At 70.2% G+C, this 14693-nt stretch carries 13 protein-coding genes; 7 read left to right on the plus strand and 6 right to left on the minus strand.

Features of this window, described 5'->3' with window-relative positions:
* Positions 1–41: 41 nt before the first annotated feature.
* Positions 42–1751 (plus strand): AMP-binding protein, encoded by a 1710-nt coding sequence (locus JWP54_RS00350; protein ID WP_297366198.1) that lies wholly within the window; start codon positions 42–44, stop codon positions 1749–1751.
* A 48-nt stretch (positions 1752–1799) separates the two neighbouring features.
* On the opposite strand, the gene JWP54_RS00355 is transcribed toward JWP54_RS00350, so the two are convergent.
* A complete protein-coding gene (locus tag JWP54_RS00355; RefSeq protein WP_297366199.1) occupies positions 1800–3353 on the minus strand; it encodes a phosphotransferase in 1554 nt (517 codons plus the stop codon).
* A gap of 23 nt (positions 3354–3376) precedes the next feature.
* The gene (locus JWP54_RS00360; RefSeq protein ID WP_297366200.1) at positions 3377–3931 is read right to left on the minus strand and encodes a GNAT family N-acetyltransferase; all 555 of its coding nucleotides are present in this window, start codon (positions 3929–3931) and stop codon (positions 3377–3379) included.
* A gap of 210 nt (positions 3932–4141) precedes the next feature.
* On the opposite strand from JWP54_RS00360, the gene ppsA reads away from it, so the two are divergent.
* Positions 4142–6559 (plus strand): phosphoenolpyruvate synthase, encoded by a 2418-nt coding sequence (gene ppsA / locus JWP54_RS00365; protein WP_297366201.1) that lies wholly within the window; start codon positions 4142–4144, stop codon positions 6557–6559.
* An 11-nt stretch (positions 6560–6570) separates the two neighbouring features.
* Here the strand turns inward: ppsA and JWP54_RS00370 are convergent, their stop codons facing one another.
* Together JWP54_RS00370 and JWP54_RS00375 are read right to left on the minus strand one after the other, a co-directional pair.
* Positions 6571–6912: a hypothetical protein gene (locus JWP54_RS00370; RefSeq protein WP_297366202.1), complete on the minus strand. Its 342-nt coding sequence runs from the start codon at positions 6910–6912 to the stop codon at positions 6571–6573.
* A gap of 59 nt (positions 6913–6971) precedes the next feature.
* Positions 6972–7253 carry a hypothetical protein gene (locus JWP54_RS00375; protein ID WP_297366203.1) on the minus strand — a complete coding sequence of 94 codons (282 nt, stop codon included), beginning with the start codon at positions 7251–7253 and terminating at the stop codon, positions 6972–6974.
* Between the two features lie 185 nt (positions 7254–7438).
* On the opposite strand from JWP54_RS00375, the gene JWP54_RS00380 reads away from it, so the two are divergent.
* The 4 genes from JWP54_RS00380 (at position 7439) to JWP54_RS00395 (ending at position 11562) form a co-directional block, all read left to right on the plus strand.
* The gene (locus JWP54_RS00380) at positions 7439–8065 is read left to right on the plus strand and encodes a DUF4956 domain-containing protein (RefSeq protein WP_297366225.1); all 627 of its coding nucleotides are present in this window, start codon (positions 7439–7441) and stop codon (positions 8063–8065) included.
* Complete coding sequence (locus JWP54_RS00385; protein WP_297366204.1) at positions 8062–8892, plus strand: polyphosphate polymerase domain-containing protein; 831 nt, start codon at positions 8062–8064, stop codon at positions 8890–8892. The genes JWP54_RS00380 and JWP54_RS00385 overlap by 4 nt, the downstream gene beginning before the upstream one ends.
* A gap of 69 nt (positions 8893–8961) precedes the next feature.
* A complete protein-coding gene (locus tag JWP54_RS00390) occupies positions 8962–10902 on the plus strand; it encodes a carbohydrate-binding domain-containing protein (protein WP_297366205.1) in 1941 nt (646 codons plus the stop codon).
* A 255-nt stretch (positions 10903–11157) separates the two neighbouring features.
* Complete coding sequence (locus JWP54_RS00395) at positions 11158–11562, plus strand: phage holin family protein (RefSeq protein WP_297366206.1); 405 nt, start codon at positions 11158–11160, stop codon at positions 11560–11562.
* A gap of 43 nt (positions 11563–11605) precedes the next feature.
* Here JWP54_RS00395 and JWP54_RS00400 read toward each other — a convergent pair whose 3' ends face one another.
* Together JWP54_RS00400 and JWP54_RS00405 are read right to left on the minus strand one after the other, a co-directional pair.
* Positions 11606–12814 carry an MFS transporter gene (locus JWP54_RS00400; protein ID WP_297366207.1) on the minus strand — a complete coding sequence of 403 codons (1209 nt, stop codon included), beginning with the start codon at positions 12812–12814 and terminating at the stop codon, positions 11606–11608.
* An 86-nt stretch (positions 12815–12900) separates the two neighbouring features.
* On the minus strand, positions 12901–13572 hold the full coding sequence (locus JWP54_RS00405) for a GntR family transcriptional regulator (protein WP_297366208.1): 672 nt from the start codon (positions 13570–13572) through the stop codon (positions 12901–12903).
* Between the two features lie 189 nt (positions 13573–13761).
* Between JWP54_RS00405 and JWP54_RS00410 the strand changes: the two genes are divergently transcribed.
* On the plus strand, positions 13762–14607 hold the full coding sequence (locus tag JWP54_RS00410; RefSeq protein WP_297366209.1) for an SDR family NAD(P)-dependent oxidoreductase: 846 nt from the start codon (positions 13762–13764) through the stop codon (positions 14605–14607).
* Positions 14608–14693 lie beyond the last annotated feature (86 nt).

Genomic DNA, 14693 nt, shown 5'->3' on the forward strand with positions numbered 1-14693 from the left:
TCATGCCGCTGGAGGCATCCGGTGGGAAGGAAGATGGGACCATGACCGAGCGCACCAGTACGACCAACTTCCGCAGCGCCCGCGACCAGCTCGTCGAGCTGCGCGCGGACCACCCGGGCGCCGCCGCCGCGTTCGTCTGGCCCGATGTGGGCGACAGCTTCAACTGGGCCGTCGACTGGTTCGACGTGATCGGCACCGGCAACGACAAGACCGCCCTGTGGATCGTGGAGGAAGACGGCCGCGAACTCAAGGTGAGCTTCGACGCGATGGTCACCCGCTCCGACCAGGTCGCCACCTGGCTCGTGCAGCAGGGCGTGGGCAAGGGGGACCACGTGATGCTGATGCTCGGCAACCAGGTCGAGCTCTGGGAGACCATGCTCGCGATCCTCAAGGTCGGCGCGGTGATCCTGCCCACCTCCACGGTGCTCGGCACGCACGACCTCGCCGACCGGGTGCTGCGTGCCGGGGTGCAGCACGTGATCGCCAATGTCGCGGATACCCCCAAGTTCGCCGGCATCGCCGGCGGGTTCACCCGTATCTGCGTGGGTGAACCGACCGCGGGCTGGACCGAATACGCCGATTCCGCCCTGGCCGAGGCCGGCAAGGTCAACGTCCCGGTCGCCTCCACCGACCCGTCACTGATCTACTTCACCTCCGGCACGACGAGCAAGCCGAAGATGGTGGTGCACAGCCAGACCTCGTACCCGGTCGGGCACCTCACCACCATGTACTGGCTGGGCCTCCGCCCCGACGACGTGCACCTGGCCATCAGCTCGCCCGGCTGGGGCAAGCACGCCTGGAGCTGCTTCTTCTCGCCGTGGATCGCCGAGGCCACGGTGTTCATCTACAACTACTCGAAGTTCAACCCGGCCGCGCTCACGCACCAGCTGCACCGCGCCTCCGTCACCAGCTTCTGCGCGCCGCCGACGGTGTGGCGGATGCTGATCCAGGCGGATGTCGGCGCCAAGCCGGCGAGCCTGCGCGAGATCCTCTCCGCCGGTGAACCGCTCAACCCCGAGGTCATCAGTCAGATCCAGCGCGCCTGGCAGTTGACCATCCGCGACGGCTACGGCCAGACCGAGACCACCGCCATTGTCGGCAACGTGCCGGGGTCAGCCCTCAAGGCCGGGTCGATGGGGCAGCCACTGCCCGGCGTCGCCGTGGTGCTGGTCGACCCGATCACCGGAGCCCCCACGGAGGAGGGTGAGATCTGCCTGGACCTGGGCTCGCCGGCGGTGAACCTGATGTCGGGCTACCACGGTGACACCGAGCGGAGCGCCGACGTGCTCCGGGACGGGTACTTCCACACCGGCGACGTCGCCACCCGCGACGAGAACGGCTACCTGAGCTTCGTGGGACGTACCGACGACATCTTCAAGTCCAGCGACTACAAGGTCTCCCCGTTCGAGGTGGAGAGCGTGCTGATCGAGCACCCCGCCGTCATGGAAGCGGCCGTCGTGCCCGCCCCCGACGACACCCGGCTGAACATCGCCAAGGCCTACGTGGCGCTGGCCGCGGGCTGGGCACCGGACGCCGAGACCGCCCTGGCGGTCCTGCGCCACGCCCGGAACGGCCTGCCGCCGTACATGCGGGTGCGCCGGGTGGAGTTCTTCGAACTGCCCAAGACCAACTCGGGCAAGATCCGCCGGGTCGAGCTGCGCACCCGGGAGAACGAGGCCGCGGCCGCGGGCGTCAGGCTGGCCGACGAGTGGCGCGATGACCAGTTCCCCGAGCTGAAGAAGCGTTCCTAGCCGCACCACCCACCCGCGAGCTGCCGTCCGCGACGGGGCAGGTCGCGGTCAGCGCTTGCGGCGCGTGGCGGATGCGTGCGCGGCGGCGTGCGCCTCGGCGGACGCATCCGCGTTGAGGGGGACGGGGGGCAGCGGCAGCACGGCGGCCTCTTCCACGAGGCGCTGCACGGCCCGCAGTGGGATCGGCAGCCAGGACGGCCGGTTGCGGGACTCGTAGACGCTTTCGTAGATGGCCTTGTCGAGCTCGAACGCGGCCAGCAGCGCCTCCTGACCGGCCGGGGACGTGCCGGCCTGGGCGTGGTAGCCCTCGAGGAAGGCCGCCCGCGCGCACCGACGCCAGGCCTGGGCGGCGGGCTCCGCGGCCGGGTTGCCCTGGGCGATCGTGGCGCCCACGTAGGAGAACGACCGCAGCATGCCGGCCACGTCCCGCAGCGGGATGTCCGGCAGGGTCCGCTCGGCCAGCGGGCGGAGCGGTTCGCCCTCGAAGTCGATGAGCACCCAGCCGCGACCGGGCACGTCCAGCACCTGGCCGAGGTGGTAGTCGCCATGGATGCGCTGCAACCGCGGCCACTGGGCCGCCTGGGCCCTGGCGAAGACACCGACGACGGCGTCTCGATGCCGGGCCAGCTCGGGGACCTCCCGCGCCGCCAGCCGGTAGCGCTCCCGCATGCTCGAGCACAGCTGGTTCACGACGTCGGGAGTGGAATCGTGGGTCGGGAAGGCCCTGGCCAGGTCGCGGTGCACGGCGGCCGTCGCCACGCCGAGGGCGTGCGCCCGGGCGCTGAAGTCGATCCCGGCCTTCGCGGCGTGCAAGGCAACGCGCCAGGCGTCGTCGACACCGGGGAGGAACTCCTGCGCGAAGGCCAGGTGGCCGCCGACGCGGGCGGGAGCAGTGGGGCTCTGCCATTCGCCCCAGACCGCCCCGACCGGCTCCGGCACGAACCGGGACCCGACGCGGGCGAGGGCGGATTGCACGGAGACATCAGGGTTCTGGCCGTCGGCGACCACCCTGAACACCTTGACGATGATGGGCCGGCCGGGTCGGCCGTCCGGGTCGACGACGTCGAGGATGATCGACGTATTGGACTGCTCGCCGCGGAGGACGCGGCTGGCCACCACCGTCATCCCAGCCGGAGCGGGGGTGCCCGGCGCGACTTCGCCGGAGGCGGCCATACCCGTCGGCGCCTGGGCGCGGATCGTGCCGCTGGCGAGGATGAAGCCGAGCAGCGCGGCGGCGTAGGCCGGGTCGTGCACTGCGTCGTACAGATAGCGGGGTCGGCCGTCGCCGCCGGTGGTCCGGGCGATGAGCGCGGCCGGTGCGGCGCTGTCGGGTGCCCCCACCCCGGGGGCGGACTCGACGCCGGCCAGGGGCCCGGCCCGCTCGGTCACGGGCAACTGGTAGATCGTGGCGAACCTGCTGGCCGTGTCGAGCACCAGATGGCAGGCGATGCGCACGCCGGCCTCGCCGGTGGGGAGGGAGAACTGGCCGATGCTCCGCAGCACCGGGCTGTGGCCCTTGCCGGCGAACCAGCGCTGCTCGGCCACCCACCGGTCCAGCTTGGGAGGAAGGTCGATGGCCGTGCCGGCCCTGGCGTGCTTCATGTCGCTCAGCGTAGCCGGACCTGCTACTCCGGGGGCGCCGACCGGGCCTCGGCGACGTCGGCGCTCAACAGCGAAACGACGACGGTGTCGTTCTTGGTGGACTGCTGGCCGACCTCGGTGAAACCGAGGCGGTCATGGAAGGCGAGCGATCCCGGGGTGGGCGGCTGCAGGTTCACCTCGCAGAACACCACGGCGGCGCTGATCGTCCGCGCGGCGTCGAAGACCGCGGAGTACAGCAGCGCGCCCAGGCCGAGGCCCCGATGCTCGGGTGCCACGACGATGCGGTCCAGGTACAGGAAGTCGGCCGACCTGCCGGAGAACCAGCGGTAGTTCTCGCTGTCGTAGTCGGCGCCGGCCGCGAAGAGGATCGCGAAGCCGAGCACGGTGTTCGGTTCGGTGTCCGCCACGACGGCGATGGCGCTGTGCGCCTCCGCGAGGATCGCCCCGAGTCGGTCGGTGTCCAGGTCGTTGACGGCCGGAACGGCGGCGCTGTTCAACTCGAGCAACCGGGTGGTGTCGGTCTCGCGAACCCGGCGGAGGGACACCGGGGGGAGGGCAGGCGGTGGCGCGTCGGTCATCCTTCGACGATAATCGATCCGGCCCGTGCGACCGGCCGGCTCGCCGGGTGCGCCATCCCCGCCCAGCCTGCACCGCCCAGCCTGCACCGCCCAGCCTGCACCGCCCGGCCCCGCTCAACCGGCCCCCGCCTAGCCGCATCCGCTGCAGAGCAGTAGGTTGCCGCTGTGGAGATACCGGGGCAACCGTCGTGGACGAATTCGGGAGGACTCATGCGTGCTCAGAGCGTGGCCTGGTTCAACAGCTTGGGCCTGACCGACATGGCCCGGGTGGGCGGCAAGAATGCCTCCTTGGGAGAGATGGTGCGCGCCCTCACCGGCCGCGGCGTGCGGGTTCCGGATGGCTTTGCGACCACGGCCGACGCCTACCGCACCTTCGTCACCGCGAATGCTCTGGCGGATGTCATCCGGGACCGGCTCGACAGCTACCACGCCGGCTTCGCGTCGCTGCGCCAGACCGGGCAGGCCGTGCGGGAGGCGTTCCTTGCGGGCGAGTTCCCCGCCGACCTGATCAACGACATCCGGGAGTCGTATCGCACCCTTGCGTCCCAGGCCGGCGAAGCCGACCTGCCGGTGGCCGTGCGGAGCAGCGCGACAGCCGAAGACCTGCCGGACGCCAGCTTCGCCGGCCAGCAGGAGACCTTCCTCAACGTGAGCGGTGAGCGCGACCTGCTCGAGGCTTGCCGGCGCTGTTACGCCTCCCTGTTCACCGACCGGGCGATCAGCTACCGCGAGGTGAAGCAGTTCGACCACCTCGACGTGGCCCTGTCGATCGGGGTGCAGCGGATGGTGCGTAGCGACCTGGCCGGCTCGGGGGTGATGTTCTCCATCGACACCGATACCGGGTTCCCCGGTGCCGCCGTCATCAGCGCGGCCTGGGGCCTGGGCGAAACGGTGGTGCAGGGCGCCGTCGACCCCGACAAATACCTGGTCTTCAAGGCCCTCCTCGCTGAACCGGACTGCGAGCCGATCATCGAGAAGGCCCTGGGCCGGAAGGAACGCAAGATGATCTACGCCGAGGGTGGCAGCGCACGCACCCGGGTCATCGACACCCCGGAGCGGGAACGCCGGGCGTTCGTGCTCAGCAACGCCGAGATCGTGCAGCTGGGCCGGTGGGCGCAGATCGTCGAGGACCACTACGGCCGGGCGATGGACATGGAATGGGCCAAGGACGGCCTGACCGGCGAGCTGTTCCTCGTGCAGGCGCGGCCGGAGACCGTGCACTCGCAGAAGAGCCTGACTCGCTTCACCGTGAGCCGCCTCACCGAGGCCGGTCCGATCATGCTGACCGGCGTGGCCATCGGTGACAGCATCGCCTCGGGCACGGCCTGCGTCATCCGCGGCCCCGCCGACATCGAGAACTTCCGGGACGGCGCCATCCTGGTCACCGAGATGACCGACCCCGACTGGGTGCCGATCATGAGCCGGGCCGCGGGGATCATCACGGATCACGGCGGACCCACCAGCCACGCCGCCATCGTCAGCCGGGAACTCGGCGTGCCCGCGGTGGTCGGCACGCGCATCGCCACCGAGGTGCTCACCGAGAACGCTCCGGTCACGATCTCTTGCGCCGGGGGCGACGAGGGATTCGTCTACGCCGGTATCCTCGCGGCCGAGACCGAGGAGATCGACCTGGGCGCGGTGCCGCACACCCGCACCCAGGTGATGGTGAACATCGCCTCCCCGGCCGCAGCGTTCGAGTGGTGGCGGCTGCCCACGGCGGGGGTGGGGCTGGCGCGGATGGAGTTCATCATCACCAACCTCGTCAAGATCCACCCGATGGCGCTCGTGCACCCCGAGCGCATCACCGCCCCGGCCGTGCTCCGGCAGATGGCCGAGCTCACCCGCGGCTACGACGACCTGGCGGAATATTTCGTTCAGACCCTGGCGCTGGGCATCGCGAAGCTGGGCGCGCCGTACCACCCGAATCCCGTGATCGTCAGGCTCAGCGACTTCAAGTCCAACGAGTACGCGCGCCTCGTGGGGGGCGCCGTCTTCGAGCAGCCGGAGGAGAATCCGATGCTCGGCTTCCGCGGAGCATCCCGGTACTACGACCCGAAGTATGCCGAGGGTTTCGCCCTGGAGTGCCGGGCGCTCAAGCGGGTGCGCGAGCAGATCGGCTTCAGCAACGTGATCGTCATGGTGCCGTTCTGCCGCACGACGACGGAGGCCGACAGGGTGCTCGAGGTGATGGCCGAGAACGGCCTGGTGCGGGGCGAGAACGGTCTGCAGGTCTACATGATGTGCGAAATCCCGGCCAACGTCATCCTCGCGGAGCAGTTCGCCGCCCGCTTCGACGGCTTCTCCATCGGGTCGAACGACCTCACCCAGCTGGTGCTCGGCGTCGACCGGGACTCCGGCGACCTCGCCGCGCTGTTCGACGAGCGCAACGAGGCCGTCACCCGGATGATCAGCGAGGCGATCGACAAGGCGCACGCGGCCGGCATCAAGATCGGCATCTGCGGGCAGGGGCCGAGCAACTACCCGGACTTCGCGGAGTTCCTCGTGGGTCAGGGTATCGATTCGATTTCCCTCAACCCGGACACCTTCCTCAAGACGGTGCACCGTATCAAGGACGCCGAGGTGAGGACCGTCGGAGACTGGCCGACGCTGAGCCGGGTGACCACGTAGACCCGCTCCCCTCAGATGGTGTCATCCAGCTGCAGGTCCGGTCCGTCCAGGACGGCCCGCTCGTAGTCGGCTTCGGCGGCGTCTGCCACCTGCCGGGCGGCTATCACGCGCTCGCTGATCCGGTGCTCGACGGCCTCGGCCATCGCCACCTCGTCGGGGGAGGCGTTCATGAGCTGGTCCTCCAGATCTTCCGGGTTGCGGTGCAGCGCTTCGATCGCGGTGACCTCGGCCCTGGCGACCGCGGCGCGACTCCTCAGGAAGGTGATCCGGGCCTCCCACTGGCTGGGGGGCCGGTGGCCGTTCTGCCGGCCGCCGGCCAGCGGGCTCTCGTTGTTGTTCGGATTCTCGTTCACGATTCCTCCCTGTTCGCAAGGGGCCTAGCGCCGCTCTCCGGCCCGCGTAATGCGGCCGTTCAGTCGTAGGCGCGCAGCAACTGCCACCGGCCCTGACCGTCATCGTGCTGGATGTCGAAGACCAGGGAGGTGCCGTCCTCGGCCGTGCCCTGGCACCGCCACGCGGCAACGGGCTTGGGCGGATGGGTCAGGAATTGCAGCACCTCGTCGGGCAGGGTCAGCGACGACGTCAGCGGCGTGGGGGTGTCGGTCACCCGGAACCGGCGGGATCGCCAGACCAGGCGCACGGGTTGACCGGCCGGTGACATCCACACGGCGACGGTTTCATTGATCAGAGTCATGGCAACACCTCGTTAGAACGTATGTTCGAAGTTTACTCCAGCGGGCCCGACAGTGCGAGACCGATGTGCCGCGACGCCGCCTGAGACGACTCATCTACGGCTCATAATTCCTCCATAGCCGACTCATAGAGTCCTCGGGCTGGATGGACATCGTTACGTTGCCGATTGTTCATTTGGAGGACACCATGCTGCAGGCCGCGATCATCCTGATCGATCTGCTCTTCATCAGCCTGCTCACGTTCGGGCTGTATTTTCCGCGCCACCGGCGCCGTGACCTGGTGGTCGCGTACCTCATCGTGAACGTGGGCGTGCTCGCGGTGGCCCAGGTGCTGGCGTCCAGCACCGTAGGTGTGGGCCTGGGCCTCGGCCTCTTCGGCGTGCTGTCGATCATCCGCCTGCGCTCCAGTGAGATCGAACAGCACGAGGTGGCCTACTACTTCGCGGCCCTCGCCATGGGCCTGCTCGCCGGTCTCAGCGCCGAGCCGACCGTGCTCACCGTCGTGCTGATGGCCCTGATCATCGCCGTCGTGTTCTTCGGCGACAGCCCCCGCCTGTTCCGCAGCTACCGGCAGCAGACCGTGGTGCTGGATGCCGCGTTCCCCGGCGAGACCGAACTCGTCGCCCACCTCGAAGGGCTCCTCGCCGCCCGCGTGCACGGCGTGCACGTGCGCAGCCTCGACCTGGTGAACGACACCACCCTCGTCGACGTGCGGTACCAGGTGGGCGCAGGGCGCTCCCGCACCCCGACGCCGGCACCCGTCCGCACGACAGGCATCACCGGCGCGACCGTGCTGCAGGAGGCGCGAGGTTGAGCGCCCTCGCCCCGTCCGCTGCTGCCGTGCCCGCGGGGGTGGTGCTCGACGTGCCGCTGGCCGGCCTGGACACCGTCGACCTGGCTGAGCTCACCGATCGGGCCAGCCTGCTCACCCGCATCGACCGCAAGTACGTGCTGCCGCGGAGCGCCCTTGACGCGGTCCTGGCCGACCTGGACCCCGGCGTGCGGGTGCTCGACATCAACGGGGTGCGCTCCAGCGCGTACGAGTCCGTGTACTTCGACACCCCGGAGCTCACCAGCTTCCTGATGGCGGCGCATCCGCGCCGGCGCCGGTTCAAGATCCGCACCCGCACCTACGTGGACTCCGCCCAGAGCTACCTCGAGGTGAAGACCCGCGGCGGCCGGGGCGTGACCGTCAAGGATCGGCTGCCCTACGCGCTGGACGACCGGGCCACCCTCACCACCGAGGGCCGCCGCTACACCGACACTGTGCTCGACGAGGCCGACATCACCGGCGCAGAGGGGCAGGACCTGGTCCCGACCCTGACCACCCGGTACCTGCGCACGACCCTGTTCATCCCGGAGTCCAGCAGCCGGGCCACCATCGACACCGGCCTGTCCTGGGCCACCGTTCCCGACCGGCCGGCGGTTCGGGCGGATGCGCTGCCGTTGCGGCTGGACCGGCCCCAGCTGGCGATCGTGGAGACGAAATCGGGCTCGCGGGCATCCGCCGTCGACCGGATTCTCTGGGCGCACGGCCACCGTCCAGCCACCATGTCCAAGTACGGCACCGGCATGGCCGCCCTCCGCCGTGACCTGCCCGCCAACAAGTGGGCACCGGTCCTGCGCCGCTACTTCCGCTAGCCAACCTCCGCCGCCTCCGGTGGCCACCCATTTTGTCGTGACCGACACCCCATCGATTGGAAATACCCCATGAAGAATTCGCCCCCAAACCCCTCCGATCCCGCCGGTGGCACGCGCCGCTTCGGAGTCACGGCCTGCACCTACCGGGTGCTGCCGTTCCTCGTCACGGCGGCCCTGCTGACCGGCTGCACCGCCGTCGCCGCCAGTACGGACGGCAGCGCGACATCCGCCGACACCGCCGCGGTCGTCGTGGACGAGTCGGCCACCGCCGCCGAGGTGCTCGCCGCCAACCAGGAGACCCACGACGACGAGGCCGACTACCAGTGGGATGACGCCGACGTGGTGGCGGTCAGCCTGGCCGGCGACAGCGTCTCGGTCGACAGCACCTCGACAGGCAGCGACGCTGTCACGATCTCCGGCAGCACCGTGACCATCACCGCGGCCGGCACCTATGAACTCAGCGGCACCCTCGACGACGGCCAGATCGTCGTCGCCTCCTCCGGCGAGGGCACCGTGCGCCTGATCCTCAACGGCGTCGAGGTCACCAACTCGAGCGGCGCCGCCCTCGTCGTCTCCGAGGCCGACGAAGCGATGATCGTGCTCGCCGACGGATCGACGAACACGCTGGCCGACACCGACAGCTACGGCGAGGACGCCGAGGCGAACGCCGCGCTGTACAGCGCCGCCGCCCTCACCATCACCGGCACCGGGTCACTCGACGTGACCGGAAACGGCAACGACGGCATCACCAGCGCCGACGGCCTGGTAATCAACTCCGGCACCATCACGGTCACCGCCGCGGACGACGGCATCCGCGGCACGGACTACCTCGTCGTGGACGGCGGCACCGTCACGGTGACCGCGGGCGGCGACGGCCTCAAGTCCGACAACGAGGAAGACCGCACCCGCGGCTACATCGCCCTCACCGGCGGCACCGTCGACGTGACCGCCACCGGCGACGGCCTGCAGGCCTTCACCGACATCGTGCTCTCCGGCGCCGACGTCACCGTCGAAGCCGGCGGCGGCAACACCGCCACGGTCGCCGAAGACCTCTCCGCGAAGGGCGTGAAGTCGGGGACGGTCACCGTCATCGACGGCGGCACTCTCGCCGTCGATGCGGCGGATGACGCCCTGCACTCGGACGGCACGGTGCGGGTGGCCTCCGGCGAGGTGACCCTCGCCGCCGGAGACGACGGCGTGCACGCCGACCTGGCGCTGGACATCATCGGTGGCAGCGTCACGGTGACGACGTCGGACGAGGGCCTGGAAAGCGCGGCCATCAGCATCGGCGGCGGAACCGTCTCGGTCACCGCCAGCGACGACGGCCTCAACGCCTCCAGCGGCTCGACCACGACCGACACCGCGGCTGCCGGTTCGACGACCGATGACACCGCCGCCGGTGGAGCACCGGCCGAGGGCGAGATGCCTCAAGGCGGCGATGGCGGTGGTATGGACTCCGACGGCGGTGAGACCATCACCATCACCGGCGGGACCACCGTGATCGACGCGGACGGCGACGGCTTCGACTCCAACGGGTCAGCGACCATGAGCGGCGGCATCCTCGTCGTGAACGGGCCGACCAACAGCGGGAACGGCGCCCTCGACGTGAACGGCACCGTCACCGTCACCGGGGGAACCCTCCTGGCTGCCGGCAGCGCCGGAATGGCCGTGTCACCCGAGGCCGGGTCGGAGCAGACCTTCGTGGCGATCGCCCTCGACGCCGTGGAGTCCGCCGGAACCACGGTTCAGCTGGTCGACGGCGCCGGTGACGTGGTGATGGCCTTCGAGTCCGTCAAGGACTTCCAGTCGGTGGTCTTCTCCTCCGACGAACTGGTCGACGGCGAGACCTACACGGTCTACGTGGGCGGCGCGGCCTCCGGCGAGATCGCGGACGGCGTCTACAGCGACGGCGACTACGCCACGGCCACGAACGCCACCACCGTCACGGCGGGTGTGGCCGCGACGGGAACCATGGGCGGCGGCGGCGCAGGGGGCGGCGGCCCTCGCTGACGGATGCGCCCGGGTGCGCTAGGAACGAGCAGCACCGCTCCCGAAACGGCCGGCCCCCTACAGGCCGGCCGTTTCGCGGTGGTGCTGGCGCTGATGCTCACGGTGGCTCGTCAAAATGCTCACGGCACGCGTTAATGCGCGAAATATCACGTGCCGCGAGCACTTTCACGTGCCGCGAGCACTGTCGCGTGCCGCGAGCGTGGGCCCCGCGAGACGCGGGGTGACGGAGGAGCGCAGGGGCGCTACCATCGCGGCATGATTCGCATCCTGCTGCGCGCGCTGATCTTTCTGCTCTCGGCGGCGCTGGGCTTGTGGGTGGCCTCGCTGGTGTTGGACGACCTCACCATCACGCCGAGTGGGTTCCTCACCGCCGTGGTGGTCTTCGCGATCGCCCAGAGCGTGCTCTCGCCGTTGCTGGCCAAAGTGGTCGCTCGCGGTGCGCCGGCCTTCCTGGGCGGGATCGGGCTGCTGTCGACCGTCGTGGCCCTCTGGATCGCGTCGCTGTTCCCCGGCGGTCTCACCATCGAGGGTTGGCAGACCTGGATCCTCGCGGCGCTGGTCGTCTGGCTGGTCACGGCCCTGGCGGCGCTGCTGCTGCCGTTGGTCCTGCTGCGGGAGGCGAAGGAGAACCGCGCGGGCGCATCCCGGTCCAAGCCATAGGAACGCGATGTGCCGCAGGTTGTGACCGTGCGTGAGGCGCACCTCAGGCGCGGCGGAGACCCACCGCGGTCAGGGCCAGGCAGCCGGCGCAGGCCGCCGCGAGGAGGGAGAGCATCAGGGGGTAGCTCGCGAAGTCGTGCAGGGTGGCGAATGCGACGGGCAGCAGGAAGCCCGCGTAAGTGAGGCTGTAGTAGACCCCGGCGATGCCGGCCAGGTCGGTGGGGGTGGCGATGCGCTGAATCTCCACGAGGCCGGCCACGACGGTGATGCCGTAGGCGGCGCCGAGCACGATGCCGGTGACGAGGGCCAGCACGGGGGAGAGGATGACGGAGGTGGCGACGGCGCTCAGCACGCCGGCGACCATGAGGCCCATGCCCACCAGGAGGGCGCGTCCGCGGGTGATTGAGTTGAGGCGCGAGACCTGCGGCTGCACGATTGCCCCGGTGCCCAGGGTGACCACGGTCAGCAGAGTGGCGAAGGCGAGGTTGAGTTCGCCGAGCCGACCCTCAACGAGCTTGGGCATCATGGCGTAGGCGATGCCGGCGGCGCCGAACACCCACGGCGCCGTGGGCAGCACCACGCGCCGGAACCGGCGGTGCCCGGCGAGGGGGGCCCGCAGGTCGAGCCACAACGACTGGTGCACGCGGCCGCGGCGCACGGTCTCTGGCGCGTGGAGCAGGGCGGGCAGCACGAGCAGGCTCAGCAGGATGTGTACGGCGTAGGGGAGCAGGGTGGGCAGCGGACCCCACTGGGCGAGCACCCCGGAGACGCCGGCGCCCAGGCCGAATCCGACGGTGAGGGTGAGCGCGGGGCGGCGGGCGCCGGCCGTGGGGCGGGCGATCAGGTCGAATGGGGCGCTGGAGAGTTCCTTGAGCCAGGCCGTGCCGACGGACATCGCCACGCCGACGCTGAGCCCGGCGAGGAACCGGCCCAGGCAGATGATGATCTCGCTGGAGAACCCGAGGCCGAGCAGGGTACTGGCGACGATGCCGCCGAGGACCCCGATGATCACCAGGGGCTTGCGGCCGTACCGGTCGGAGAGCGCGCCGGCCAGCAGGAGCCCGGGGACGAGCCCGACGACGTAGAAGCCCAGGAAGAGGTCGGCGGTGACGGTGGAGTAATGACCCAGCGTCTCGTACATGTGCAGCAGTGGGGTGAAGTGGTTGCCGCCCCAGGCCATGACGAAGAGGGCGGGTGCGGCATGCTGCCACGGGGGGATGGCGCGTGCGGTGCGGGGAATGCGGGGGGACATGGGGCTTCCGGTTGGCAGAGCGGCTGGGGGATGAGTGTGGGAGTGCGGTGCGGTGCGGTGCAGTGCGCGTGCGAGGGCCGGCCGGCTCAGAGCGGCCGGGTCACGCGGTGGCCGGACTCCAGGTGCAGGCGGAGCGCCGCGTCATAGGCGGCGGTGTCGCCGGCCCGTAAGTGACCGGCCAGTTCCCGGTGCTCATCGATGAGCCGGACGATGTTGTCGGGGTCCCGCACGGCGACCCGGTGCACCAGGCGCTCCAGCCGAGGGCCGAGCCGGGCGTAGATGTCGTCGATGACCCGGTTGCCGGACTCGTCCACGATGCGGGAGTGGAACCGGTGGTCGGCTCGGGCGTAGGCCAGCAGGTCGCCGGCCGAGGCGGCATCCGCCTGCGCCTGGATCAGTGCACGCAGCTCGACGTCGACGGACTCCAGCCGCTGCGGGCGCTCGCCGAGCACCTGCACGGCCTTGGTTTCCAGAAGCGCGCGCACCTGCAACAGCTCCGCGGTCTCCAGGTCGTCGATAGCCGTGACCACGGCGCCCTTCTTGGGGAAGAGCCGGAGCAGGCCGGCCGACTCCAGGGACAGGAACGCTTCGCGAACGGGCGTGCGGCTCAGGCCCAGGGTCTGGGCGACATCGCCCTCGGTGATGAGGGCGCTCGCGGCCAGGTCGCCGGAGATGATCGCGTCGGCCACGTGGACGTAGGCGCGCTCGACCGCCGAGAGGCCGGCAGGACGGGCGGGGGAGGCGGCGGAGGACTGCATTCCTCCAGCGTACTGCTGAAATGGATTGATAAATGCATCAAAGGTTCAATCGCGTTGCCGTCGGCACCATCCACCGCCCAGCGTGGGGTCACCGGTCCCGCCGAGTAGAGTGCAGACACCGCGAGCCGACGATGCCTCGCCAAAACGCGCGGGATCCGCACCGATCCGGCCAGAGTGGAAGAGCGTCGAATGAGCGAGCGAACAATAGTGATCACCGGGGCCAGCGACGGCATCGGTGCGGCGGCCGCACGGGCGCTCAGCGTATCCGGCGACCGGGTGGTCATCGTCGGGCGCTCGCCGCAGAAGACCGAGGCGATTGCCGCCGAACTGGGTGCGGACCACGTCATCGCCGACTTCACCCGCCTGGCCGACGTGCGCGCACTGGCCGCCCAGCTGCTGCGCCGCTACCCGCGGATCGAGGTGCTGGCCAACAACGCCGGGGGCATCATGGGCGCCAGGGAACTCACCGAGGACGGCCACGAGAAGACCTTCCAGGTGAACCACCTGGCCCCGTTCCTGCTCACGACCCTGCTGGTGGACCGCCTCGTCGAGAGCCGGGCGTCGGTGATCAACACCTCGAGCGCCGCCAACCGGTTCGGCCGGCTCAATCTCGACGACCTCGGCAACGAGCGCAAGTACTCGCCCAACAAGGCCTACGGTGACGCGAAGCTGGCCAACATCCTCTTCACCCGCGAGCTGCACCGCCGGTACCACGGCCGCGGCATCGTGACCGCTGCGTTCCACCCCGGCGTCGTCGCCACCAGCTTCTCCACCGGCTCGACGAGCATCATGCGGCTGGTCTACCAGTCCGCCCTCAAACGGATGCTGATCAGCCCGGAGAAGGGCGCCGACACCCTGGTCTGGCTGGCCGGCACGACCGCCGGCGTCGACTGGCAGTCCGGCGAGTACTACGAGAAGCGCACGGTGCAGTCCGCCAACAGCCAGGCCGCGGATGCCGGCCTCGCGACGGCGCTCTGGGAGCGGAGCATCGACCTGGTCGCCACCGACCTGCTCCCGCAGGCCAGCACCTCCTAGCCATCCGCCCGTCACCGCCAGCTGTTCCCGTAACGGACAATTGCGCCCGGTGTGCCGGACGCAATTGTCCGCACGGGCACCAGTGC

Source organism: Cryobacterium sp. (assembly GCF_025463825.1).
Lineage (GTDB): Bacteria > Actinomycetota > Actinomycetes > Actinomycetales > Microbacteriaceae > Cryobacterium.

Excerpts from the sequence above, each read along its gene's own strand:
- JWP54_RS00350 (WP_297366198.1), top strand. The coding sequence starts at position 42 with ATGACCGAGCGCACCAGTACGACCAACTTCCGCAGCGCCCGCGACCAG.
- JWP54_RS00355 (WP_297366199.1), bottom strand. The coding sequence starts at position 3,353 with ATGAAGCACGCCAGGGCCGGCACGGCCATCGACCTTCCTCCCAAGCTG.
- JWP54_RS00360 (WP_297366200.1), bottom strand. The coding sequence starts at position 3,931 with ATGACCGACGCGCCACCGCCTGCCCTCCCCCCGGTGTCCCTCCGCCGG.
- ppsA (WP_297366201.1), top strand. The coding sequence starts at position 4,142 with ATGCGTGCTCAGAGCGTGGCCTGGTTCAACAGCTTGGGCCTGACCGAC.
- JWP54_RS00375 (WP_297366203.1), bottom strand. The coding sequence starts at position 7,253 with ATGACTCTGATCAATGAAACCGTCGCCGTGTGGATGTCACCGGCCGGT.
- JWP54_RS00380 (WP_297366225.1), top strand. The coding sequence starts at position 7,439 with ATGCTGCAGGCCGCGATCATCCTGATCGATCTGCTCTTCATCAGCCTG.
- JWP54_RS00390 (WP_297366205.1), top strand. The coding sequence starts at position 8,962 with ATGAAGAATTCGCCCCCAAACCCCTCCGATCCCGCCGGTGGCACGCGC.
- JWP54_RS00395 (WP_297366206.1), top strand. The coding sequence starts at position 11,158 with ATGATTCGCATCCTGCTGCGCGCGCTGATCTTTCTGCTCTCGGCGGCG.
- JWP54_RS00400 (WP_297366207.1), bottom strand. The coding sequence starts at position 12,814 with ATGTCCCCCCGCATTCCCCGCACCGCACGCGCCATCCCCCCGTGGCAG.
- JWP54_RS00405 (WP_297366208.1), bottom strand. The coding sequence starts at position 13,572 with ATGCAGTCCTCCGCCGCCTCCCCCGCCCGTCCTGCCGGCCTCTCGGCG.
- JWP54_RS00410 (WP_297366209.1), top strand. The coding sequence starts at position 13,762 with ATGAGCGAGCGAACAATAGTGATCACCGGGGCCAGCGACGGCATCGGT.